This is a genomic window from Streptomyces anthophorae (genome assembly GCF_049310305.1).
Classification (GTDB): Bacteria; Actinomycetota; Actinomycetes; order Streptomycetales; family Streptomycetaceae; genus Streptomyces.
Map to the genome: position 1 here is coordinate 4,232,007 of NZ_JBLWQQ010000001.1, position 23,222 is coordinate 4,255,228.

Consider the following 23,222-nt stretch of genomic DNA (forward strand, 5'->3'; position numbering starts at 1 on the left):
GCCCACCCATGCTAACTGCAACCCGTTCGCAATAAGTGCCGGGTCTGTTCAGGCCCCTGCGGCGCTTGAGCAGCGGGGTCCGGGGCAGAGCCCCGGGTGCGACCGGCGGATCACCCGGCCACCGGCACCCGCGCCACCAGCGCCGTCGCCACCGCCATCAGCCCCTCGCCCCGCCCGGGAAACCCGAGCCCGTCCGTCGTCGCACCCGACACGGACACCGGCGCCCCGGCCGCATCGGACAACACCTTCTGCGCCTCGTCCCGCCGCTTGCCGATCTTGGGCTGGGGACCGACGACCTGCACGGCCACGTTCCCGATCACGAACCCGGCCGCGCGCACGATGCGCGCCGCCTCGGTCAGCAGCGCGACCCCGCTCGCCCCGGCCCACTCCGGCCGCCCGGTCCCGAAGTGCTGTCCGAGGTCACCGAGCCCGGCGGCCGAGAACAGCGCGTTGCAGGCCGCGTGCGCGACGACGTCCGCGTCGGAGTGCCCCGCGAGCCCGGGCCCCGAGTCCTCCCACTTCAGCCCGGCGCACCACAGCTCCCGGCCGTCCTCGAAGGCGTGGATGTCGGTCCCGATGCCGACCTGCGGCAGCACGGGAGCCGGCGTCTCAGAACCCATCGTTGGCCCTCCTCCGGGCGAGCACGGCCTCGGCCAGGACCAGATCGAGCGGCCGCGTCACCTTGAACGCCTCCTCGTGCCCGGGCACGAGAACCACCTGGTGGCCGAGGTGCTCGACCATCCCGGCGTCGTCCGTCACGTCCTCGGTCACCGCCTCGTGCGCCCGCACGAGCGTCTCCCGGTCGAAGCCCTGCGGCGTCTGCACGGCCCGCAGCTTCGCCCGCGAGGGCGTCGCGACGACCGGCTCCGGCGAACCGTCGGTGCTCGGCACGACCTCCTTGACCGTGTCCGCGAGCGGCAGCGCGGGAACGACGGCCAAAGCCCCGTCCCGTACGGCCTCGATGACCGCGTCGACCGTGTCGACCGGCACGAGCGGGCGGGCCGCGTCGTGCACGAGCACGATGTCGATGCCGTCGGGCAGGGCCTCGAGCCCCAGCCGCACCGACTCCTGCCGGCTCTCCCCGCCGGGCACGACGACGAAGTCGGTGCGCTCGGGCAGGGCGTGATCGGCGAGCAACGACTTCACTTCCGCGGCGCCCTCGGGCGGCGCGACGACCACGACGAGGGAGACGGCGCGGGACGCCGCCATCGCCCGGACCGCATGGATCAGCATCGGAGTGCCGCTCAGCGCGCGCAGCGCCTTGGGGGCGCCCGGGCCGAGGCGCACGCCCCGGCCGGCGGCCGGAATCACGGCCGCAGTGCGTACTGCGCTGCCTGCTGCGTTGTCCCATGGACGCGTTTCGTCAGACATCGGTTCCGTTCAGGTTTGTGCGCTCGGGAGAGGTGGGTATGGCCACAGCGTGCCGGGCGCGACACCTTGACCGGACCCTTCCGTGACACTGGTCGAGCCAGCAGTCCGGGCCCGGCACACCAGGGGATTCGCACGAGGCATGTGTGGGTACGAACATGCCGCAGCGCCCGGCGACACCATCAGGGTCATCGGGCACCACGGCATTGTTCTTTACGCGACAGCAGTCGTTACGTGCATGCCCGTGAGGGACATGGCGTCGCAGCAGCGCATATCAGGACGCGAGAACCTCGTCGAGCAGGGCCTCGGCCTTGTCCTCGTTCGTGTTCTCCGCGAGAGCGAGCTCGCTCACCAGGATCTGGCGAGCCTTGGCGAGCATGCGCTTCTCACCCGCGGACAGTCCGCGCTCACGCTCCCGACGCCACAGGTCACGAACCACTTCCGCGACCTTGATGACATCGCCGGAGGCGAGCTTCTCCAGGTTTGCCTTGTACCGGCGCGACCAGTTGGTGGGCTCCTCGGCGTACGACGCGCGCAGCACCTCGAAGACCCGGTCGAGCCCGTCCTGACCGACCACATCACGTACGCCGACGAACTCCGCATTGTCCGCTGGCACACGTACCGTCAAGTCGCCCTGGGCGACCTTCAGCACCAAGTAGGTCTTGTCCACGCCTTTGATCTGACGAGTTTCGATAGCCTCGATCAGCGCGGCCCCGTGATGGGGATAGACCACGGTGTCGCCAACCTTGAACGTCATGTGACAGGTACCCCTTCCGTGGCTATCCAGTCTAACACGGAAACGGCGGGTTCTGAATGGCGTTTTCGCAGGTCAGGGCATATCTCGGGGCTTGACAACTCCCTCGGGAACGTGCTGCGGAGGGGTAGTGGAGGAGGGTATTCGCAGGTCGGAGCCGTTCTTCGAGGAAGCCGAAACAGGTACGCTACCGCCGCCGCGACGGGTCCCCCAGGGGCCGAAAGTCCCGGTTTGCGTGCTTCGAAGCGATGAACTTTCGCTACTCCGTTCGGTGTCACGGAGACACGTTCGAGTCGAATCAGGAATTGATCTTCGCCAATCGCCGCCCGGCGTGATCGTTTTTCCGGACCCCCGCGCATTCCTTACCGGATATCCGCCCCGGCGCCTGGACAGGCCTTATGTGAATGGTGAACGAGAGGCTCCTGTGACCCAATGACAACCGTGGGGAACCCGGGGTGATCGGGTCCCGGAGGGAGCGGCCGGGAACGGTCTCGGGACCCGAGGGGCGGGTCGGGTGCGGCGGCGCGGGAACGGCTCGGTAACCTGAGGGCTCTGACAGACCCTTAGGGCGGCTTTACACCCGGTCGCCTTGCCCGCCCACGTTCAAGGAGTTGCCGCCGCCGTGAGCAGCAGCCTTCGACGCGGCTCCCTCGCCGCCGCCGCCATCGCGTTCTCGATCGCCTCGCTCGCCGCGTGCGGCGCCGGCAACAACGCGCAGACACTTGAGGTCAAGCCGGACAACGCCGCGACCTCGGTCGGCGACATCAAGATCCAGAACGCCACCGTCGTCACCCAGCCGGACCGCGAGTCCAAGGGCCCGGCCGTCGTCACGGGCACGCTCTTCAACAACGGGAGCACCGCCCAGACCCTCGACGCGATCACCGTCGACGGCGTCGGCAAGTCCGCGAAGCTGACGGACGCCAAGGGCGCCTCGAAGATCACCGTCCCGGCCGGCGGCTCCGTCGTCCTGGGCGGCAAGGGCAACGCCTCCGCCGAACTGCCCAACAGCCGCACCGCCGTCCTCGACGGCAACGCGCAGCCGATCACCTTCTCCTTCAGCAAGGCCGGAGACGTGAAGCTGAAGGCGTTCGTGGTGCCGGCCGACGGCTACTTCAAGAAGTGGGGCCCGAGCGAGATCCCGGCCGCGCCGGGCGCCTCCGCAGACCCGTCCACGTCGGCCTCCACGTCCGCGACGCCGGACGACAAGGCCTCGGCCTCGACGGGGGCCTCCGCCACGGCCTCCGAGTCGGAGCACGCCGCGGGCCACTGAGCACGTAGCCGTACGAACGGCGGAGGGGCGGAACCCGATCGGGTTCCGCCCCTCCGCCGTTCACGTCACGGGGCTCCGCCCCGGACCCCGCGGGCTCTCGTACGAAAGGCGGGCTTGATCGGCGGTTTACGGCTCGAACTTGTAGCCGAGGCCGCGCACCGTGACCAGGTATCTCGGCGCGCCCGGGTCCGGCTCGATCTTGGCGCGCAGGCGCTTCACGTGGACGTCGAGCGTCTTGGTGTCGCCCACGTAGTCGGCGCCCCAGACCCGGTCGATGAGCTGCATACGGGTCAGCACACGGCCCGCGTTGCGCAGCAGCATCTCCAGGAGGTCGAACTCCTTGAGCGGGAGGTCGACCTTGCCGCCGCCCACCGTCACCACGTGACGGTCGACGTCCATCCGGACCGGACCGGCCTCCAGGGCCTGCGGAGCGACCTCCTCCGGCTCGCCGTGACGGCGCAGGACGGCCCGGATGCGGGCGACCAGCTCACGCGAGGAGAACGGCTTGGTGACGTAGTCGTCGGCTCCTATTTCCAGGCCGACGACCTTGTCGATCTCGCTGTCCTTGGCGGTCACCATGATCACCGGGACGTTGGAGCGGCCGCGCAGCTGGCGGCAGACCTCGGTGCCGGGCAGGCCGGGCAGCATCAGGTCGAGCAGGACGAGGTCGGCTCCGTTGCGCTCGAACTCGTCGAGGCCGTCGGGTCCCGTGGCCGCGATGGCGACCTCGAAACCCTCCTTGCGAAGCATGTAGGACAGGGCGTCGGAGAAGGACTCCTCGTCCTCTACGACGAGCACTCGGGTCACGGAAGGACCTCCGGGGCGGCAGGAGTGGCAGGAATGGATTCGTATGCGGTTGTGTCGTCGGGCCCGTGTGCGTCGTCTTCGTCGCGTACGTCTCCGGGGCCACTGGTGCGGGATGTCTTGGTCTTGGTGGAGCGGGTCGCGGCCGCTTCGGGCAGCCGCAGCGTGAAGGTGGAGCCCTGTCCCTCGGAGCTCCACACGGTCACCTCCCCGCCGTGCGAGGCCGCCACGTGCTTGACGATGGCGAGGCCGAGGCCCGTGCCGCCGGTCGCGCGGGAGCGGGCCGGGTCGACGCGGTAGAAGCGCTCGAACACGCGCTCCTTGTCCTTCTCCGAGATGCCGATGCCCTGGTCGGTGACGGCTATCTCGATGCGGTCGCCGCCGCCCGCGGGGACGCGGCGGGCGGCTATGCCCACGCGCGTACGGGCCGGCGAGTAGTTGACGGCGTTCTCGACGAGGTTGCCGAGGGCGGCCGCGAGCTGGCCCCGGTTTCCCCAGACGCGCAGGTCGGCGGTGCCTCCGGCGGCCATGGTGATCTGCTTGCTCGCGGCGGGCTGCCGGCAGCGGTCGATGGCCTCGGCGACGAGTTCGTCGACGCGCACCGGCTCGGCGTCCTCCAGCGGGTCGTCGTTCTGCACCCGCGAGAGGTCGATGAGCTCCTGTACGAGGCTGGTGAGCCGGGTCGCCTCGTTCTGCATGCGCCCGGCGAACCGCTCGACGGCCTCGGGGTCGTCGGAGGCGTCCATGACGGCCTCGGAGAGCAGCGAGAGCGCGCCGACCGGGGTCTTGAGCTCGTGGCTGACATTGGCGACGAAGTCGCGCCGTACGGCCTCGATGCGGCGGGCCTCCGTGAGGTCCTCGACGAGCAGCAGCACGAGCCGGGAGCCGAGCGGGGCGACCCGGGCGGAGACCGCGAGGGCGTCGCCGCGGCCCGTGCCGCGGCGCGGCAGATCCAGCTCGACCTGGCGTATCTCGCCGTCACGGCGGGTGTCGCGGGCCATCTGAAGCATCGGTTCGACCGCGAGCTTCCCGCCGCGTACGAGACCGAGGGCGTACGCCGCCGAGCTGGCCTTGACCACGCTGTCCGCCTCGTCGAGGACGACGGCGGAGGAGCGGAGCACGGAGAGCACGGTGTCGACGCCGGGCGGCAGGACCGGGTCCGTGTGCAGGGAGGTACGGGTGGGGCGTTTCTGGTCGCGTTCGCTCCAGCGAAACGCCAGCATGGCGATGACGCCGGTGCACACTCCGGCGATCGCTGCCGCTGCGGCGACCGCCGCGTTCACGTCCATGTCTTCAGGTTATGCGGCATCGAGCGCTCCTCCACAGCCATCCGAGTGGCAGCTCGAACACTCGTCGCCCAGAGTTCACCTTGGGTACGGGGTCGATTCACTTGTGGTGCCGGATTCGGACGCGTACAGGCCGGAACGTGGGAGCGTGGGGCCGAACGGGTTCCATACGTAGCCAGGTACAGAGAGGGAACGCCGTATGCGTGACGCGTACCACGAGGAACTTGACTCGATCGGCGAGGGCCTGGTCGAGATGGCCCGCCTTGTCGGGTCGGCGATCGGGCGCGCCACCACGGCCATGCTCGACGCCGACCTGAAGCTCGCCGAGACCGTGATCGCCTCCGACCAGAAGGTGGACGATCTCCAGCACGAGCTGGAGGCGCGGGCCATAGCCCTGCTGGCACGCCAGCAGCCGGTGGCGACGGATCTGCGGATCGTCGTGACGTCGCTGCGGATGTCCGCCGACCTGGAGCGCAGCGGAGACCTCGCCCAGCACGTCGCCAAGCTGGCCCGCCTGCGCTTCCCGGAGCGGGCGGTCCCGCACGACCTGCACGCGACCATCCTGGAGATGGGCCAGCTCGCGCAGCGCCTGATGGCGAAGGCGGCCGAGGTCATCATCACCAAGGACGTCGATCTGGCGATGCAGCTGGAGCAGGACGACGACGAGATGGACCAGCTGCACCGCACGCTGTTCCAGCACCTGATGGACGAGAAGTGGAAGCACGGCATCGAGACGGCGGTCGACGTGACGCTGCTCGGCCGCTACTACGAGCGCTTCGCGGACCACGCGGTGTCGGTGGCGAAGCGGGTCGTCTACCTGGTGACGGGCGAGCACGCGGACGAGGTGCAGGGGGCGCCCCAGCCGCAGCCGGTCGAGGGAGCCTGACCGTATGAGAGGAGGCCCCGCGCGAGCACGCTCGCGCGGGGCCTCCTCTCATCGCGTTCGGATGCCTACGGTCAGCAGCTGCCGCCGCACTGGCACGGCGCGCCCGACTGGCAGCCGCAGCCGCAGCCCGAGCCGCAACCGCAGGCTCCGAGCAGCACCAACTTCGGGGCGGGCTGGCTCACTTCGACGGGCGCTTCAGGGCTCTGGCTCGGCTTCGGGGAGTCGGCGGCCATGGTTTTCCCTCCTCGACGGGGCTCCGGGGTGAAGCCCCTCCCCCCATTGCATGCCCACCAGGGCGGGCGCATCAACGGCGCACGCGCGCGCGGTGGTTCGCGACGCTCCCCGGGAGCAGGTCAGGGGCGGTCCAGGCCCCAGGTCTGGAGGGCGTACGGGCGGCCCTTCTCCTCGCCCATGATCAGCGGTACGTCGTCGAGCAGGCGGAAGCCCGTCCTGGTGGCGACGGCGACGCTGGCGGCGTTCTCGGCCTCCAGTTCCAGGATCACCCGGTCCGCGCCCAGTTCCCCGAAGGCGTACGCGGCCACGACCCGCACCGCCCGCGCCGCGAGTCCCTGACCGCGGTGCGCCGGGCCGACCGCGTAACCGATCTCCATGCCCTCGGCGGCGGGGCGCAGCATCACCTCGCCGAGCGGTGCGCCGCCGTCGACGGTGATGGCGAGCAGGATCGATGCGCCCTCCGCCCTCCGCTGGCGGCTCCGGTCCAACTGGGCGCGGGCCGCCGCGGCGTCGAACGGCGAGGCCATCGGCGTCCAGTACGCGACGTCGGGGTGGTCGAAAAGGCCCGGCATCGCGGCGAGGTCCGCCTCGCTCCAGTCACGCAGAACGAGCCCCTCCCCCGCCAGCTCCAACCGCTCGGGAAACGACGTGCTGACACTGCTCACGGTGACGGACCTCCCCGGCCTCTTCAGGACGACGCAGAATAACCGGCCCCCACCCCGGCACACCCCCCAATTTCCGGGCTCCCGGCTACCATCCGCCCATGATCGAGGTGCGCGCGATGGACCTGGGCGACGTGGACGCCGTTTCCGCGCTGCGGGTGAGCGGTTGGCGCGCGGCATACGCCGACCTCGTCCCGCGTAGCTACCTGGACGCCATGTCCGCCGAACAGGACGCGGCCCGGCGCCGCGGCCGCTTCCTGTCACCCGCCAACCGGACCGACAACCTCGTCGCCACCGACGCCGACACCGTGATCGGCTGGGCCGCCCTGGGCCCGCTCCCCGAACCCGCGGCCGCCGAACTCCACGCCCTCTACGTACTGCCCGAACGCATCGGCTCCGGCGTGGGCCGCCTTCTCCTGGACGCCGTCCGCTCCCGCTCCACCACCCACGGCTTCCACCGCCTGACCCTGTGGGTCCTCGCGGCCAACACCCGCGCCCGCCGCTTCTACGAACGCGCCGGCTTCACCCCCGACGGCGCCGAGCGCACCGAAACGTACGACGGCGTCCCGCTGCGGGACGTGCGGTACGTGGGCCCCGCCACGGCCCCCGACACCGAAGAAGCCCCCTACCAGCGGGGAAACCGCAGGTAGGGGGCCTGAAGCGTGGTGCCTACTTCTTCTTGCCCTGGTTCTTGACCGCCTCGATGGCCGCCTTGGCCGCGTCCGGGTCCAGGTACGTGCCGCCCGGGTTGAGGGGCTTGAAGTCGGCGTCGAGCTCGTAGGAGAGCGGGATGCCGGTCGGGATGTTCAGGCCCGCGATGTCGGCGTCGGAGATGCCGTCCAGGTGCTTGACCAGGGCGCGCAGCGAGTTGCCGTGGGCCGCGACCAGGACCGTCCTGCCCGTGAGGAGGTCCGGGACGATGCCGTCGAACCAGTACGGGAGCATGCGGACGACGACGTCCTTGAGGCACTCCGTCTGCGGGCGCAGCTCCGGCGGGAGCGTCGCGTAGCGCGGGTCCTCGAACTGCGAGTACTCGGCGTCGCGGTCCAGGGGCGGCGGCGGGGTGTCGTAGGAGCGGCGCCACAGCATGAACTGCTCCTCGCCGAACTCGGCGAGGGTCTGCGCCTTGTCCTTGCCCTGGAGGGCGCCGTAGTGGCGCTCGTTCAGGCGCCAGCTGCGGTGGACGGGGATCCAGTGGCGGTCCGCGGACTCCAGCGCGAGCTGGGCCGTGCGGATGGCGCGCTTCTGGAGCGACGTGTGGACCACGTCGGGGAGCAGGCCGGCGTCCTTGAGCAGCTCACCGCCGCGGACCGCCTCCTTCTCGCCCTTCTCGTTGAGGTTGACGTCCACCCAACCGGTGAACAGGTTCTTCGCGTTCCACTCGCTCTCGCCGTGGCGGAGGAGGATCAGCTTGTACGGTGCGTCGGCCATGGAGCCGAGCCTAATCGACCGCTCCGGCGCCCGCCGATTGACGGTCCCCGTCAATTGAGTGGCCGAGACGATTACCCGATGCGTAAGTTACGTAAACCTGCCGCACCACTTACTTACGCCCCGGGGGATGCACCCATGTCAGTCGCCGCGCTCAGACGTGCCGCCACGGAGTCCGTCTCCGGGCTCCCGCGTGAGTTCTGGTGGCTGTGGACCAGCACCCTCGTCAACCGGCTGGGGAACTTCGTCCTCACGTTCCTCGCGCTGTACCTGACCGCCTCGCGCGGCTTCTCCGCCGCGTACGCCGGTCTCGTCGCCTCGCTGATCGGGCTCGGAGGCGTCATCGCGTCCGTCCTCGGCGGCGTGCTCGCCGACCGGCTCGGGCGGCGGCCCACCCTGCTCGGCGCGCAGCTCGCCACCTCGGCGACGGTCGCCGCGCTCGCCTTCGTACGCGACCCGGCGTGGATCGCGGTCACCGGCTTCGCCCTCGGCCTCGCCTCGAACGCCTCGCGGCCCGCGATCCAGGCGATGATGGCCGACATCGTGCGCCCCGAGGACCGGGTCCGGGCGTTCTCCCTCAACTACTGGGCGATCAACCTGGGGTTCGCGGTCTCGTCCGCGTACGCCGGTTTCCTGGTCGCGCAGAGCTACACCCTCGGCTTCCTCGTCGAGGCCGGGATGACGCTCGCCTGCGCCCTGGTCGTCTTCGTGAAGGTGAAGGAGTCGCGGCCCACCAGCACGGTGGTGCCGGGCGCGCCGTCGAGCCCGGTCGTCACCCTGGGGACCGTGCTGCGCGACGGGCGTTTCATGCTGATGGTGGGGCTTTCGTTCCTCGTCGCCGTGGTCTTCACGCAGAGTTCGGTCGGGCTGCCGATCGTCATGGGCGAGAACGGGCTGACCAGTTCGGACGTCGGGCTCGTCGCCGCCGTCAACGGCGTCGTCATCGTCGCGTTGCAGATTCCGCTGACCCGGTTCATCGAACGGCGCGATCCCGGGCGCCTGTTGACCGTCTCCTCGCTGCTCATCGGCTACGGCTTCGCCCTCACCGCGCTCGCCGGATCGATCACCGCGTACGCGCTCACGGTCGTGGTCTGGACGCTCGGCGAAATGATCAACGCGCCTACGCAGTCGGGGCTCGTGGCCCGCCTCTCCCCCACCGAGGGGCGCGGCCGTTACCAGGGCGTCTACACCATGTCGTGGTCGGCGGCGGCCCTCGTCGCCCCGCTCGCGGGCGGCTGGGTGATCGACTCGGCGGGCGCCGGATGGCTGTGGGCGGGGTGCGCGATCCTCGGCACGGTGACGGCGATCGGCTACTGGGCGCTGATGCGCGGGCTGCCGGACGCGGGGGCTTCGAAGCCCGTCGCCGCGGCGCCCGTGGCGGCGGAGAACAGCCCGGCTTGACCGGGCAGTTCGGCGGGTACGTGACCGTACATGGCCGAACCCCCAAGGACCTCCTCCAGAACTGACGAACCGCCCAGAACGCTGGTGGGCGGCGTCGAGGTCGACGTCCCCAACAGCATTCCGGCGATTCGCGCCGCGCTGGACACGAAGCAGCGCGCCGAGTTCGACAGGGCGATCAACGCGGCGGGGGTCGGCGAGATCCACGCCGTCATGCGGCACTGGATGCTGGAGGCCGTGCCGGACCCGGAGGCCGACGCGATCCTCGCCCGGCTCGCCCGCGACGAGGCGGAGAGGCGGGGCACGGCGTGAGCCGCAGACGCAGGCGCGCCGCCTGCCGCGTCGCCTACGCACCGCCCGCCGACGACACGCTCGCCAAGATGGCGAACCCGGACGCCTTCCGCGCGGAGATGGCCCGCACGCTGTCCCACGACCCGTACGGCCACGGTTCGACGACGGTGTGCGGCGAACGCGACCGCCGCGAGGCGACGGTCGGCGGGGCGATAGTCCTCTACTACGTCTCCGGATCGGTGCTGACCGTGACGGTGGTGCGGATGGTGGCGCTCGGCTAGGGCCCGGCCAACGTACGAACAAACGGGACTACTTGGCGGGACGCTGGGTCAGATGCGTGAACGCGTCCAGGTTGCGCGTCGACTCGCCGCGCGCCACCCGCCACTCGTACTCCTTGCGGATCGAGCTCGCGAAGCCGAGTTCGAGGAGCGTGTTGAAGGACCCGTCCGCGGCCTCCAGGACCGAGCCGAGGAGACGGTCGATCTCGTCGGGGGTGACGGCGGCGAGCGGAAGCTTGCCGGTCAGGTAGACGTCACCGAGCTGGTCGACCGCGTAACTCACGCCGTACAGGCGCAGATTGCGCTCCAGGAGCCACCGGTGCACCCCGGCCTCGTTCTCGTCCGGGTGCCGGATCACGAAGGCGTTGAGCGAGAGGCTGTGCCGCCCCACGCGCAGGGACAGCGTCGTCGAGAGCTTCCGCGTCCCGGGCAGCTTCACGACGTACGAACCCGCCTCCGGGCTCTCCCACTCCAGCTCGGCGTCCTTCAGCGTGGACTCGATGACGTCGTGTGCCTGTCGCTGGTCAGCCATGGTGCGAGGGTACGTGACGGCGCCTCGCCTGCATCGCCGCCGTGTAGACGTCCGCCGTGGCGGAGGCTGCCGTGTCCCAGCCGAAGGAGAGGGCGTGGCGGGCGGCCGCGTCGCCCATGGTGTCGACCAGGTGGGGGTGGTCGGCGAATTCGCGGAGCACGCGCGCGTAGCGGGCAGGGTCGTGGCCGTCGACCAGGAAGCCGGTCTTGTCGTGGCGTACGGCTACGGGGAGGCCGCCCACGGACGCGGCGATCACCGGCGTGCCGGCGGCCTGGGCCTCTATGGCGACGAGGCCGAAGGACTCGTTGTAGGAGGGCATGACCAGGACGGATGCCGCGCGGAACCAGTCCGCGAGCTGCTCCTGGCCGACCGGCGGCTGGAAGCGGACCACGTCCGCGACGCCGAGCTTCGCGGCGAGCTTCTGGAGGGCCGCCGGCTTGGCGAGGCCGCTGCCGCTGGGGCCGCCGACCACCGGGACGACGATGCGGGAGCGGAGCTCCGGGCGCTCGTCGAGGAAGACGGCGACGGCCTTCAGGAGGATGTCGGGGGCCTTCAGGGGCTGGATGCGGCCCGCGAAGAGGGGGATCAGGGCGTCCTGGGGCAGGCCGAGGCGGGCGCGGGCGGCGGCGCGGCCGTCGGCGGGGCGGAAGCGGTCCAGGTTCACGCCGGGGTGCACGACCGCGACGTTCCCGGGGTCCGCCTCGTAGTGGCGGACCAGCTCGTCGGCCTCCTCGGCCGTGTTCGCGATGAGGCGGTCGGCGGCGCGCACGATCTGGGTCTCGCCGATGACGCGGGCGGCCGGCTCGGGGGTGTCGCCCTCGGCGAGCGCCGCGTTCTTGACCTTGGCCATGGTGTGCATGGCGTGCACGAGGGGCGCGCCCCAGCGCTCGGCCGCGAGCCAGCCGACCTGTCCGGAGAGCCAGTAGTGCGAGTGGACGAGGTCGTAATAGCCGGGGCGGTGGCCCGCCCACGCCTGCATGACGCCGTGCGTGAAGGCGCACAGCTGGGCGGGCAGGTCTTCCTTGGCGAGGCCTTCGTAGGGGCCCGCGTCCACGTGCCGTACGAGGACGCCTGGTGCGAGCTCGACCTCCGGCGGCAGGCCACCGGCGGTGGCGCGCGTGAATATCTCGACCTCGATGTTGATCGCCGCGAGCCGCTTGGCGAGCTCGACGATGTAGACGTTCATGCCGCCCGCGTCGCCCGTGCCGGGCTGGTGGAGGGGCGAGGTGTGCACGCTGAGCATCGCGATGCGGCGCGGGCGCCGATGCGCACCGGGGAACCGCAGCAGGGCCGGAGCAGCCCCGGAGCGGCGGAACCTGGTCACGTACTGGCTCACGTGGCGGGCCCTCCTTGGTGGGCGTACTGCGGGCACGACGACCTGAGGGCACAGGCCCTCTTCCAAGGCGGCAACGTCGGAGTCGGCTGCTCCATTTCCACTTTGCCGAATCATTACCGTACGGATCTCAACCAAGCGGCGTCCGGCGCAGCGCATACCCTCTTGGTCATGAGCCCGCGTTCCAGTTCTCGCCCCGTGGGAACCGTGACGCGAGGCACCACCAACCCGAATCGGCTGCGCCGCATGGACCGCTGGATCGCGGCCGTGCACGGCGCCGCGCTGCGCCGCGCGGACGACCCGGTGGCGGTCGATCTCGGCTACGGGGCGGCGCCCTGGACGGCCGTCGAGCTGCTGACCCGGTTGCGGGAGGCGGCGCCGCACGCGCGCGTGGTGGGTATCGAGATCGAGCCGGCGCGGGTCGCCGCCGCGAAGCCGTTCGAGCGGGAGGGTCTTGAATTCCGGCACGGCGGATTCGAGCTGCCCCTGGAGAGCGCGCCCGTCCTGATCCGCGCCGCGAACGTGCTGCGTCAGTACGACGAGGAGCAGGTCGCCGCGGTGTGGGAGCGGCTGTGCGCGCGGCTCGCCCCGGACGGCCTCCTCGTGGAGGGCACCTGCGACGAGATCGGGCGGCGTCACGTGTGGGTGGCCCTCGGCCCGGAAGGTCCCCGGACCGTGACGTTCGCGACTCGGCTCGGGTCTCTGGAGACGCCCTCCGACCTGGCCGAACGGCTCCCCAAGGCGCTCATTCACCGCAACGTCCCCGGCGAGCCGGTGCACGCCTTCCTGCGCGACTTCGACCGGGCGTGGGCGGCGGCCGCGCCCTACGCCTCGTACGGCGCGCGGCAGCGGTGGATCCGGGCGGTGCGGGAGCTGACGGCCCACTGGCCGGTGGTGGACGGGCCGGGGCGCTGGCGGCAGGGCGAAGTGACCGTGGCATGGGGGGCGTTGGCGCCGCGAAGGAACATCTGAGACTCGGCAGATCCAAGGGAACGATCTCGGCGTCCCGTTCGTCGGAGCGTTCGGGGAATGTCGTACGGGTCTGTCGCATTCGGGACGCGCGTGGCACCATCCCCCGAACGTGCGCGAGTTACTGACGGTAAATCAGGTTTGTCTCGGCTGTGGGGGCAGGAGCAGATGAGCAAGCGGAGCACGACGACGATGGCGGCCCTGGCGCTGGTGTGCGCCGTGACCGTACTGGCGCCGACGGGCGTGGCGTACGCCGATCCCTCGCCTTCACCCTCACCCTCAAGTACCCCGAAGACCGCGGATCTTGAGGCCGTGCGCAAGAAGATCGACAAGCTGTACCACCAGGCGGCGGTCGCCACCGACGAGTACAACGCGGCGGAGGAGAAGGCGGCCGACCAGTCCGACCAGATCGTGAAGCTGGCCCGGAAGATCGCGGACGGCCAGGCGGAGCTCGACAGCCTCAAGGGCAGGGCGGGCGCGGCGGCCCGCGAGCAGTACCGCACCGGCGGGATCTCCCAGGAGACCCAGTTCATGCTGGCCGGCGACCCGGGCCGCTTCCTCGACAACGCCGGCCGCGCCTACCAGGGGCAGCAGGCCACGCGGAACCTGATCTCGCGCCTCGGAAAGACGCAGGACTCCCTGGAGAAGTACGCCGACGTCGCCTCCGCCAAGTGGAAGGCGCTCGACGAGGGGCGCAAGAAGAAGGCCGCCGCGAAGAAGCGGATCGAGAAGCAGATCAAGGCGGCGCAGAAGATCGAGGACAAGCTCGCCAAGAAGGAGCGCGAGCAGCTGCGGCAGCTGGAGGAGGCGGCCGAGCAGAAGGCGCAGACGGAGTGGCTCTCCTCGGGCGTCCTGAAGGAGATCGACGGCAAGGCGTCGGCGGCCGGCAAGAAGGCCGTGCGCTATGCATCGGAGCAGCTGGGCAAGCCGTACGTGTGGGGCGCCGAGGGCCCGAAGTCGTTCGACTGCTCGGGCCTGACCTCGCAGGCGTGGGCGTCGGCGAAGCGGCCGATACCGCGCACGTCGCAGGAGCAGTGGAAGCAGCTGAAGCACATCGACATCAAGGACATGCGTCCCGGCGACCTGATCATTTACCACGACGACGCCAGCCATGTCGGGATGTACATAGGCAAGGGCGCGATCATCCACGCACCCCGTCCCGGGCGGAACGTGACGGTCGCGGGCGCGGGTTCGATGGCGATGCTCGGGGTGGTCAGGCCCGACGCCTGAGACCGGCGACCGGATGCCGGATTTGGGCCCGCATGGGTGACGTGCCCCACGTGACCTGGGGCACGCGCGACCCCGCGGTTCCGGCGTCCCGGCGTGACCTTCGTCATCTTCGACCCGCCCGACCAGGGACGGAACCCACTCAATTCCGGTGCTGGGGGCGGCATATGACGCGGGCCCGCTGCCGCTCACCATTCCGTTCGGACGTCGGCTGACGCTAAGGTCCCCGTCGGTGGTGCGAGGACCTTCGTCCCACCGTGCCCTCGGGGGGAGGGAAGGAAACCGAAGCGATGCCCGTACCCGTACCGCGGCAGAGAGCGATCCCGGCCGTGGAAGGTGGTCAGGCTCAGGACGCGCACTCCACGACCGACACGCACGACCCGCAGGACGAGCGGCCGACCACCGACCGCCCTGCCGCCAACGACATACAGAGCGCCGAGCGCGGCCAGGAGGCCTCGGCCGACGAAGCCGCTCACGCGCCGGCGCCCGCCGACCGTGACGCCACCGGTCTGACGATCCTGGTCATAGAGGACGACCCGGCGGGCTCCCTAAGCATCCCCGAGGTGCCCGACGCCGCGGGCAAGCCGATCCGGGTACGCACCGCGCGCAACCTCACCGAGGCCGAGCGGCTGCTCACCGACGACGTCAGCTGCGTCCTGCTGGACCTCGCGCTGCCCGGCGCGAAGCCGGACAGGTCGGAGCCGGAGCACCACGACGAGCTGCGGACGCTGCGGCACCTGCTGCGCCTGGCCCCGCGCCGGGCCGTGCTCGCCCTGACGACGTCGGGCGACGCCGAGCGCGGCGCCGAGGCGGTCCGGGTGGGCGCGCAGGACTATCTGTTCCGCGACGAGCTGGACGCCCGGCTGCTCGGCCGGGCCATCCGTTACGCGGTCGAGCGCAAGCGCGCCGACGTCGCGCAGCAGGGGCTCACCGAGTCCCGGATCCGCGCGCAGGAGAACGCCCGCCTGGAGCGCGGCCTGCTGCCGAAGCCGCTGCTCGACGGTTCGACGCTGCGCTTCGCCTCCCGCTACCGTCCGGGCCGCTCGCGCGCGCTGCTCGGCGGCGACTTCTACGACACGGTGCGCACGCCCGACGGCACGGTCCACGCGATGATCGGCGACGTCTGCGGGCACGGCCCCGACGAGGCGGCGCTCGGCGTGGAACTGCGCATCGCGTGGCGGGCGTTGACGTTCGCGGGCCTGTGCGGGGACGAACTCCTCTCCACGCTCCAGCAGGTCCTGGAGCACGAGCGCTCCGACGACGAGATCTTCGCGACGCTGTGCACGGTCGACATCGCGCCGGACGGCCGGCGCGCGGGCCTGTGCCTGGCGGGCCACCCGTCACCGCTGATAGCGACCCCGGGACGCCCCGCGGACCTGCTCCCGTACGAGAACAACGGCCCGGCCCTCGGGCTGCTGCCGAAGGCCCGGTGGCCGCGCATGCAGGTCGAACTGGGCCCCGAGTGGAGCCTGATGCTCTACACGGACGGGCTGATCGAGGGCCGGGTCGGCGAGGGCAGGAAGCGGCTCGGCCAGGAGGGCATGGTGGAGATGATCCGCCGCCAGCGGGCGCAGGGCCTGACCGGCGAGGGGCTGCTCGAGGCCGCGATGAACGAGGTGCGCGATCTCAACGGGGGCGATCTGACGGACGACGTGGCGGTACTGCTGCTCGACCGGTGACGGCGGCCGAATCCGGTCGGGGAGCCAGCCGGGGGGCTGCTTCAGCGGCCGCCGTTGTACGGGCCGTACGGCCCGTCGCTGCTGGAGCCGCGGCCCTTGCGGCCCCCGCCGCCACCGCTGATCTGCTTGACGGCGGGCCGCACGTCCACCATGTAGACGATGGTCGCGATCAGCCCGATGATCGGCAGGAACGACAGGATCGGGAACAGCAGGTTCACGACGAACGCGATCCCGAGGATGATCAGCCAGAACGGCTTGGTCTTCTTGTCGGCCGCCCGGTAGGCGTCCTCACGCCGGACGGCGGCGTCGACGAGCGCGAAGCCGCTGAAGATGATCAGGGCCATGCTCAGCAGCCACATCACATTGGCGAACCCCTGCATCAGCACAACGCCACCACCAGAATCGACTTGCTTACGGAACCGTCCGACGACGGCCACGGTACCCGTACAACGGGCCGGGCACTCCACAAGTGCCCGGCCCGTCGGCGCACGCCCTACTTGGCGGGCGGCGTGGAGCCGGAGCCGGTCTTCTTGGCGGGGGCGGTCGTCTTCTTCGCGGTGGTGGTCTTCTTGGCAGGGGCCTTCTTGGCGGTGCCCTGCTTGGCCTCGGAGGCGGCCGGCTCGTCCTTGGCCTGCGTCTCCTTGGCCTCCGGCTCGGCGTCGGGCTCGACGGCCTCGGCGAGCTCGACGATCTCGTCGGCGGCCTCACCGCGCCAGTGCTTCACGGCCTCCTCGCCGTGCTCGGCGACCTTCTCGTACGTCTCGCGCGCCTTGACGGCATACTCGGCGGCGTAGCCGACGCCGCGCAGCGCGAACTCCTGGGCGCTCTCGCCGAACTTCTTCAGGTCGGTGTCGAGGGTCGCGACCAGCTCGTTCACCTTCGCCGTGATGGTGGCCTGCGCCTCCTTGGCGCGGGTGGTCGCCTTCTCCTGCACGTCCTTCGGGTCGGTCTGGCGCACGGACTCGAAGCGGGCGGGCGCCTCGCTCCGCAGCTGCTCCACGATCCCCGGCACCTTCTTGGCCTGCTGGTACGCAAGCTCGGCGGTGCCGGCGGCGAAGTAGAGCGGGGTCGGGTCGGTGAGGGTCTTGCGCAGGTCGTCCTTGATGGCCATGGCGTGGTCCTCCCGGATCACATCAACTGCTGCTTGAGGGCTCGGCATCGCCGCTGTCGGGCTCGGTGTCGCTGTCACTGCCGCCGGTTCCGTCGCCGTTCTCGTGCCTGAAGGCTTCGTAGATCTGCAACAGCACCTGCTTCTGACGCTCGTTGAGCGAGGGGTCGGCGAGGATGACGGCGCGCGTCTCCACCTCGGTCCGCTCCCGCTCGGCGTCGAGAATGCCGGCGTGCACGTACAACGTCTCCGCGGAGATCCGCAGTGCCTTGGCGACCTGTTGCAGAACCTCCGCGCTCGGCTTGCGCAGCCCGCGCTCGATCTGACTCAGGTACGGGTTGGACACCCCGGCGGCGTCGGCGAGCTGACGGAGCGACAACTGCGCGTTGCGACGCTGCTCGCGCAGGTATTCGCCGAGACTTCCGACGTTGAGCGATGCCATGTGTCGATGGTGCCGCAACCCCGCTAACTTTTGCAAGCGCCTGCTTGCAAAAGTGTCCCGCGCCACGCGCGGGGCCGGATCAGGGCGCCGCCACGGGCGTGCCGGACGCCGCGCGGCCGGCCTCGGCGGCGGGCGCGGCCGGCCGCCTCAGCAGGACCAGCGCGACCAGGAACGCGATCCCGATCAGTCCGGCCCCGACGGTGAACGCGAGCCGGTATCCGCCGGTGAGCGCGGCGGCCCGCGAACTCCCGCTCACCGCGAGGGAGTCGGCACGCGCGGCGGACAAGGTCGAAAGGACGGCGACGCCGAGCGCCATGCCGATCTGCTGGGTGGTGTTGAACAGACCGGAGGCGAGACCCGCGTCCTCCTCGCCCGCAGCGGACATCCCGAGCCCGGCGAGCGCGGGCAGCACGAGCCCGCCGCCGGACACCAGCAGCATCACGGGCAGCAGATCGGCGACGTACTCCCCCTGGACAGGCACCCGGGCGAGATACCCGAGGGCCCCGGCGAGCAGGACGAGCCCGGCGAGCAGCACGCGCCGCTCCCCCAGCCGCGCGGCAAGACCGGCCGAGACACCCAGCGAGACCGCGCCGATCAGCACGGCGGCGGGCAGCATCGCGAGGCCGGTCTCCAGGGCCCCGTAGCCGAGGACCTGCTGCATGTAGAGCGCGCCGAGCACCTGGAAGGCGAACATCGCGGCGAGGGTGAGGATCTGCGTGACGTTGGCGCCGACGACGGCCCGCGAGCGCAGGATGCGCAGCGGCATGAGCGGCGTACGGGCCCGCGCCTGGCGCACGAGGAACGCGGCGACGAGCACCAGCCCCGCCACGACCGCCCCGGCCGTCCGCCACGACCCCACCCCGTACGCCTCGATGTCGACGACGCCGAGGATCCCGAGCATCAGCCCCGCCGTGATCAGCAGCGCACCCCACGCGTCGGCACCGGCGCGCAGCCCGAGGCCGCGGTCGCCCGGCAGGGCGGTGACCGCGAGGGCGAGGACGGCGGCACCGATGGGCAGGTTGATGTAGAAGATCCAGTGCCAGTCGAGGACGTCGGTGAGTACGCCGCCCAGGACCTGCCCGATCGAGGCGCCCGCGGCACCGGTGAAGCTGAACACCCCTATGGCGCGGGCCCGTTCGCGGGGATCGGTGAAGAGCGTGACGAGGATCCCGAGCCCGACGGCGGCGGCCATCGCGCTCCCGACGCCCTGGAGGAAACGCGCCGCGAGCAGTACGGCCGGGGTGGTGGCGAGCCCCGCGAGGAGCGATGCGGCGGTGAACACCCCGGTGCCGGCGAGGAACATCCGCTTGCGGCCGAGCAGGTCGCCGAGCCGCCCGGCGAGCAGCAACAGGCTCCCGAAGGCGATGAGGTAGGCGTTCACGACCCAACTCAGGCCGCTGGGCGAGAAGTCGAGGTCGTCCTGGATGGCCGGCATCGCGACGGTGACGATCGACCCGTCGAGAATGATCATGAGCGTTCCGGCGGCGATGACGCCGAGGGCGAGCCAGCGGGAGCGGGCGGTGGCCCCGACGGGCGGCATGGACGGCGTGGGCGTTGCGGACATGGCGATGCCCTTCGGTCGGTCCGCCGCCCCTGCCGGGCGGCGTCGATGAAACGACCGTAGCAGATAGTTTTGTTGCAGACGATATTCTTCGGAACGACTTATCGGCTACCCTGGGCCCATGACCGCCATGACGCCCGCCCCCACCCGGACCAGGCCCGACCTCTCGTACCTCCTGGACCACACGAGCCATGTGCTGCGCAGCCGGATGGCCGCCGCGCTCGCCGAGATCGGGCTGACGGCGCGGATGCACTGCGTGCTCGTGCACGCGCTGGAGGAGGAGCGCACGCAGAACCAGCTCGCGGAGATCGGCGACATGGACAAGACGACGATGGTCGTCACGGTCGACGCCCTGGAGAAGGCGGGGCTCGCGGAGCGGCGCCCCTCCAGCACGGACCGGCGGGCGCGGGTCATCGCCATCACGGAGGAGGGCGCGCGCACGGCCGAGCGCAGTCAGGAGATCGTGGACCGGGTCCACGAGGAGGCCCTCGCGGCGTTCCCGGCGGGCGACCGGGAGACGTTCCTGCGCCTGCTCACGCACCTCGCCGAGGGACACCTGAGCGCTCCGTCCCCGAGCCCGGCGGGGGCGCGGCGGGCCCGGCAGCGGGGGTAGCGGAGCGGGCGGTCCCGAGGCCGGCCGTCACCGGCCACCCACTCACCCGTACCAGCGCCCGATGCCCTCCCCCAGCTGCTGGAACCCCTGCTCGGCGGTGCGCACGGCCGACGCCTCCAGGTCGTCGGCGGACTCTCCGGCCACGATCCGCCGCACGTTCTCCTCGGCGAGGATCCGCTGCGTGGCGACGATCTGCCCCGCGGCGATCCTGGCCCGCACCTCGGGTCCCCCGAGCGCCTCGGCGAGTGCCCGCTCGGACCGCTCCTGGTACCCGTACAGCCGGGCCACCAGCTGTGGCGTCCCGTACAGCAGGCGCTGATACGCGAGCACCGCCGGGTGGTCGCACAGGCCGGTCACCGGGTCCCGCCGCCGCAGCCCCTCCAGAAAGTGCCGCCGCAACGCCCCGAGCGGCGCCTCCCCGTCCTCCCGGCCGGCCACGATCCGCGCCGCCTCGTCCTCGTGGTCCGCGAACCGGTGCAGGACGAGGTCCTCCTTCGCGGCGAAGTACCGGAACAGGGTCGGCTTCGACACCTCGGCCGCGGCGGCGACCTCGGCCACGGACACGCTGTCGTACCCCTTCTCCATGAACAGCCGCACAGCGGTGTCGGAGAGCGTCTGCCGGGTGCGCTGCTTCTTGCGTTCACGGAGGCCGGGGGCGCGCTGCGGAGTGGAGCTGGTCATGGCACTGAGCGTACGGGCCGGTCCGGGCCCCTACTTCACTTCCTGCTCGCCGCGCGGCAGGGCGAGAGCGAGGTACGGATTGGCCGCACGGGCCACCCCCGCGGGCATCTCCAGCCAGGCCAGGGCCTTGCGGAGCGTCGTCGTGTAGGAGCCCACGGCACGCCGCACGTTCGGGGCGTCCAGGCCGGAGCCCGTGACCAGGCGGTCCAGGTCCACGTAGGCGGAACGGACCACTTCGAGGCCCTGGTAGACGGGGACGTCGCTCTGCCAGCCGTCTGTGTACTCGGGCTTCATCCGCTGCGACCAGCGGGCGTACATCCGCTCCCGGACCTCCCGGGTCGTCGGCGTCAGGTGGATGTGCCGCACCAGGTCGTACAGCGGGTCCCCTACCATCGCCATCTCCCAGTCGATGAGGGTGAGGCCGGTTCTGCCCTCGCGCCTGACGAGGTTCCAGGGGTTCAGGTCGCCGTGCAGCAGCCCGTGGGTGCGCCGCTGTACGCGGTGCCGCAGCAGCCGGGCCTCCAGCTCGTCCTCGTCCGGCAGCCCGAGCCGGGCGGCGAGGTCCTTCGTCGAGGGCGCCAACTCTCTGACCATCAGGTGAAGTTGGCGGCTCAGCCACGGGTAGAAGCCCAGCCCGTCCATGTCCTGCGGCTTCACCTCGATGTCGGCCTGCGCGAGTTGGCACAACTGGTCGACCAGATCGATCACTTCGCCGGGCAGCAGCCCGTGCTCCGGGTGCTGCGGGCCGCCGCGGGCGCGGTGGTGCCCGGCGTACGACTGGATGGTGAACTGGTCCCCCAGGTCGCTCGTCCCGAGTGCGAGCACCCGGGAGATGCTGACCTCGGCGCCCGATTCCTCGATCGCCCGGAGCACCTTGTGCTCATTGAGGAACCTCGGCTCGATCGGAGTGACGGTGTCCACCACCTTCCGGCGCACCATGACCCGGCCGAAGCCCCTGACCTCGACGAACGTCCCCAGGTGCGCCGTCCCCTTGAAGACGTGCGACGCCGGGGCGACGCCCTCCGCCCACAAGGCCTCCTCGACGTGTTCCGGAGGGAAGTCGTCCAGGAGCGGAAGCCCCGTGTCCGGCTCCCAGTGGATGGACGAGGAGAAGACCTTGCCCCGGTGACGGCCGCCCCTGGCCACCCGCCACCGGTAGAGCAGCGGTTCGATCGCGGAGGGCGTCAGCACGTTGCGCAGCCTCAGCGGGCGCGAGGCCACCTTCAGGGCACGGTGCACCTCGGCGGCCGCCCGCTCCAGGTCGCTCTGGCTGAACCGCTCCTCGAGCGATCCGGCCGCCCGGATCACGTCCGGGTACACGGACTGCGCGTGCTCGAAGTCGAGGTAGTGCCGCAGGTCGGGGTCGAGCCCCGCGACCGCCTCGTGCCGGACGCTCCACATCGCCTTGTGCCAGCGCTCCACGACCTCGTTGCGCTGCTCACGGGGGTAGTTCATGCGCACCAGGTGCACGGCCAAGTCGTGCAGCGGGTCGCCGTACGTCGCCAGCTCCCAGTCCACCCAGAGCAGCCGGGGCTCACCGTCGTGCGTGACGATCACGTTCCCCCGGTGCAGGTCCCCGTGGAGGAGGTGGAACGGGCGGGAGGTCATCCTCGGCGCCCAGTGCTGGTAGAGCCGCAGCGCGTTCTCCGGAACGCCGAGCGCCGCGAACAGTCCACCGAACTCAGGCCAGTTCGGCCGCCGGATCTGCTCCTCCGCCTGCGTCAGGAGCATCCTCAGGAATCCCCTGCTGTCCCCGTCCTTCGGCCAGTAGTCGGGGCGGGCCGGGAGGGAGGACTCGGGCACCCGCGCCATGTCCGCGAGCAGCTCGGCGAACGCCTGGATCAGCTGTGGATCGACGCGGTCGCCGTTCCGGCAGATGCTGGAGAGGGGGGTGCCCTCCAGGTAGCTGTGGACCGCGCCGCCCTCGAACCGGTCGAGGCACTGCGGCACCGGCCCCCCGCTGCCCCGTAACGCCTCAAGGACGTCCGGCTCGTCGCCCCAGGTCCTGATCACCACGGGGGCCACGCCGGTCCTGCGCTGCCGGACCATGACCTTCGAGCCGAGGGGACGTTCCAGGGCGAGCGCCTCCTCGTCGGTCAGCCGCACCACATGGTTGAGATTGTGGTGACCGCTCGTCCGCTCTCCGCTGCGCTGCGCCCGTTCCACGACACGGCGCCAGACGTCGGCGACCTGCTCGCCGGCAACCACATCCGGCATCGGGGCACTCGGGGCGATGACAGCGCCCACAGGCCGCTCCTGAATCCTCAACGGGCCGTAACAAACAGGGCCACACAGTAGCGCCCATGCGGGCCCCTCACGACCCGAGTGAGCAGAGTGAGCGGTTTCCGAGGTGTAAAGAAACCCGCACAGGGGTAAGGCGTTCGAACCCCGGTCGACTCAGTTCGTCTTTCGGTGCGT

25 protein-coding genes are annotated in these 23,222 nt (G+C 71.0%); 10 read left to right on the forward strand and 15 right to left on the reverse strand.

The genetic code is table 11. The annotated features are described in order from the left end of the window. Window positions 1-110 precede the first annotated feature (110 nt). The 3 genes from ispF to ACNYS0_RS19000 all read right to left on the reverse strand — a co-directional run bounded on the left by ispF (window position 111) and on the right by ACNYS0_RS19000 (window position 2,125). Window positions 111-620, reverse strand: a complete 510-nt coding sequence (gene ispF, locus ACNYS0_RS18990; RefSeq protein ID WP_422475169.1) for a 2-C-methyl-D-erythritol 2,4-cyclodiphosphate synthase — start codon at window positions 618-620, stop codon at window positions 111-113. Then, entirely contained in the window at window positions 610-1,371 is a 762-nt protein-coding gene (gene ispD / locus ACNYS0_RS18995; protein ID WP_422475171.1) for a 2-C-methyl-D-erythritol 4-phosphate cytidylyltransferase, read from the reverse strand. The genes ispF and ispD overlap by 11 nt, the downstream gene beginning before the upstream one ends. A 271-nt stretch (window positions 1,372-1,642) precedes the next feature. After that, entirely contained in the window at window positions 1,643-2,125 is a 483-nt protein-coding gene (locus ACNYS0_RS19000; protein ID WP_266712542.1) for a CarD family transcriptional regulator, read from the reverse strand. A gap of 619 nt (window positions 2,126-2,744) precedes the next feature. Between ACNYS0_RS19000 and ACNYS0_RS19005 the strand changes: the two genes are divergently transcribed. Beyond that, a complete protein-coding gene (locus tag ACNYS0_RS19005; protein WP_422475172.1) occupies window positions 2,745-3,392 on the forward strand; it encodes a copper chaperone PCu(A)C domain-containing protein in 648 nt (215 codons plus the stop codon). Window positions 3,393-3,518: 126 nt separating this feature from the next. On the opposite strand, the gene phoP is transcribed toward ACNYS0_RS19005, so the two are convergent. Together phoP and phoR are read right to left on the reverse strand one after the other, a co-directional pair. Continuing rightward, window positions 3,519-4,199 carry a two-component system response regulator PhoP gene (gene phoP / locus ACNYS0_RS19010; RefSeq protein ID WP_306321454.1) on the reverse strand — a complete coding sequence of 227 codons (681 nt, stop codon included), beginning with the start codon at window positions 4,197-4,199 and terminating at the stop codon, window positions 3,519-3,521. After that, a complete protein-coding gene (gene phoR / locus ACNYS0_RS19015; RefSeq protein WP_422475174.1) occupies window positions 4,196-5,485 on the reverse strand; it encodes a two-component system sensor histidine kinase PhoR in 1,290 nt (429 codons plus the stop codon). The genes phoP and phoR overlap by 4 nt, the downstream gene beginning before the upstream one ends. Window positions 5,486-5,681: 196 nt before the next feature. Here phoR and phoU point away from each other — a divergent pair, with 196 nt between their 5' ends. Then, window positions 5,682-6,368 (forward strand): phosphate signaling complex protein PhoU, encoded by a 687-nt coding sequence (gene phoU / locus ACNYS0_RS19020; protein ID WP_422475176.1) that lies wholly within the window; start codon window positions 5,682-5,684, stop codon window positions 6,366-6,368. 353 nt (window positions 6,369-6,721) lie between these two features. Here the strand turns inward: phoU and ACNYS0_RS19025 are convergent, their stop codons facing one another. Continuing rightward, entirely contained in the window at window positions 6,722-7,267 is a 546-nt protein-coding gene (locus ACNYS0_RS19025) for a GNAT family N-acetyltransferase (RefSeq protein ID WP_422475178.1), read from the reverse strand. A 98-nt stretch (window positions 7,268-7,365) separates the two neighbouring features. Between ACNYS0_RS19025 and ACNYS0_RS19030 the strand changes: the two genes are divergently transcribed. Further along, complete coding sequence (locus tag ACNYS0_RS19030; protein WP_422475180.1) at window positions 7,366-7,914, forward strand: GNAT family N-acetyltransferase; 549 nt, start codon at window positions 7,366-7,368, stop codon at window positions 7,912-7,914. Window positions 7,915-7,933: 19 nt separating this feature from the next. Here the strand turns inward: ACNYS0_RS19030 and ACNYS0_RS19035 are convergent, their stop codons facing one another. Then, window positions 7,934-8,695: a phosphoglyceromutase gene (locus tag ACNYS0_RS19035; RefSeq protein WP_422475182.1), complete on the reverse strand. Its 762-nt coding sequence runs from the start codon at window positions 8,693-8,695 to the stop codon at window positions 7,934-7,936. A gap of 135 nt (window positions 8,696-8,830) precedes the next feature. Here ACNYS0_RS19035 and ACNYS0_RS19040 point away from each other — a divergent pair, with 135 nt between their 5' ends. From ACNYS0_RS19040 to ACNYS0_RS19050, 3 genes are all read left to right on the forward strand, one after another. Continuing rightward, window positions 8,831-10,093 carry an MDR family MFS transporter gene (locus ACNYS0_RS19040; protein WP_422475183.1) on the forward strand — a complete coding sequence of 421 codons (1,263 nt, stop codon included), beginning with the start codon at window positions 8,831-8,833 and terminating at the stop codon, window positions 10,091-10,093. Window positions 10,094-10,123: 30 nt separating this feature from the next. Next, window positions 10,124-10,402: a hypothetical protein gene (locus ACNYS0_RS19045; RefSeq protein WP_422475185.1), complete on the forward strand. Its 279-nt coding sequence runs from the start codon at window positions 10,124-10,126 to the stop codon at window positions 10,400-10,402. 68 nt (window positions 10,403-10,470) lie between these two features. Beyond that, on the forward strand, window positions 10,471-10,662 hold the full coding sequence (locus ACNYS0_RS19050; RefSeq protein ID WP_422482723.1) for a hypothetical protein: 192 nt from the start codon (window positions 10,471-10,473) through the stop codon (window positions 10,660-10,662). Between the two features lie 28 nt (window positions 10,663-10,690). On the opposite strand, the gene ACNYS0_RS19055 is transcribed toward ACNYS0_RS19050, so the two are convergent. Beyond that, window positions 10,691-11,191, reverse strand: coding sequence for a type III secretion system chaperone family protein (locus ACNYS0_RS19055; RefSeq protein ID WP_422475186.1), 501 nt, complete (start codon window positions 11,189-11,191; stop codon window positions 10,691-10,693). Continuing rightward, a complete protein-coding gene (gene mshA, locus ACNYS0_RS19060) occupies window positions 11,184-12,527 on the reverse strand; it encodes a D-inositol-3-phosphate glycosyltransferase (protein WP_422475188.1) in 1,344 nt (447 codons plus the stop codon). Before mshA ends, ACNYS0_RS19055 begins: the two co-directional genes overlap by 8 nt. Window positions 12,528-12,695: 168 nt before the next feature. Here mshA and ACNYS0_RS19065 point away from each other — a divergent pair, with 168 nt between their 5' ends. The 3 genes from ACNYS0_RS19065 (at window position 12,696) to ACNYS0_RS19075 (ending at window position 16,399) form a co-directional block, all read left to right on the forward strand. Beyond that, window positions 12,696-13,496 (forward strand): class I SAM-dependent methyltransferase, encoded by an 801-nt coding sequence (locus ACNYS0_RS19065; RefSeq protein ID WP_422475190.1) that lies wholly within the window; start codon window positions 12,696-12,698, stop codon window positions 13,494-13,496. 165 nt (window positions 13,497-13,661) lie between these two features. Beyond that, window positions 13,662-14,723, forward strand: a complete 1,062-nt coding sequence (locus ACNYS0_RS19070; RefSeq protein ID WP_422475192.1) for a C40 family peptidase — start codon at window positions 13,662-13,664, stop codon at window positions 14,721-14,723. Window positions 14,724-15,010: 287 nt separating this feature from the next. Further along, window positions 15,011-16,399, forward strand: coding sequence for a PP2C family protein-serine/threonine phosphatase (locus ACNYS0_RS19075; RefSeq protein WP_422475194.1), 1,389 nt, complete (start codon window positions 15,011-15,013; stop codon window positions 16,397-16,399). 41 nt (window positions 16,400-16,440) lie between these two features. Here ACNYS0_RS19075 and ACNYS0_RS19080 read toward each other — a convergent pair whose 3' ends face one another. The 4 genes from ACNYS0_RS19080 to ACNYS0_RS19095 all read right to left on the reverse strand — a co-directional run bounded on the left by ACNYS0_RS19080 (window position 16,441) and on the right by ACNYS0_RS19095 (window position 19,513). Then, complete coding sequence (locus tag ACNYS0_RS19080) at window positions 16,441-16,779, reverse strand: DUF2516 family protein (protein WP_422482724.1); 339 nt, start codon at window positions 16,777-16,779, stop codon at window positions 16,441-16,443. Window positions 16,780-16,892: 113 nt separating this feature from the next. Continuing rightward, complete coding sequence (locus ACNYS0_RS19085) at window positions 16,893-17,510, reverse strand: hypothetical protein (RefSeq protein WP_422475196.1); 618 nt, start codon at window positions 17,508-17,510, stop codon at window positions 16,893-16,895. Between the two features lie 22 nt (window positions 17,511-17,532). Further along, window positions 17,533-17,949 (reverse strand): helix-turn-helix domain-containing protein, encoded by a 417-nt coding sequence (locus ACNYS0_RS19090; RefSeq protein WP_422475198.1) that lies wholly within the window; start codon window positions 17,947-17,949, stop codon window positions 17,533-17,535. A gap of 79 nt (window positions 17,950-18,028) precedes the next feature. After that, entirely contained in the window at window positions 18,029-19,513 is a 1,485-nt protein-coding gene (locus ACNYS0_RS19095) for an MFS transporter (protein WP_422475199.1), read from the reverse strand. A gap of 118 nt (window positions 19,514-19,631) precedes the next feature. Between ACNYS0_RS19095 and ACNYS0_RS19100 the strand changes: the two genes are divergently transcribed. Beyond that, window positions 19,632-20,123 (forward strand): MarR family winged helix-turn-helix transcriptional regulator, encoded by a 492-nt coding sequence (locus tag ACNYS0_RS19100; protein WP_422475201.1) that lies wholly within the window; start codon window positions 19,632-19,634, stop codon window positions 20,121-20,123. A gap of 42 nt (window positions 20,124-20,165) precedes the next feature. Here the strand turns inward: ACNYS0_RS19100 and ACNYS0_RS19105 are convergent, their stop codons facing one another. Then, on the reverse strand, window positions 20,166-20,804 hold the full coding sequence (locus tag ACNYS0_RS19105) for a TetR/AcrR family transcriptional regulator (RefSeq protein WP_422475203.1): 639 nt from the start codon (window positions 20,802-20,804) through the stop codon (window positions 20,166-20,168). Between the two features lie 30 nt (window positions 20,805-20,834). Then, window positions 20,835-23,021, reverse strand: a complete 2,187-nt coding sequence (locus ACNYS0_RS19110) for a phosphotransferase (protein ID WP_422475205.1) — start codon at window positions 23,019-23,021, stop codon at window positions 20,835-20,837. Between the last annotated feature and the right edge of the window lie 201 nt (window positions 23,022-23,222).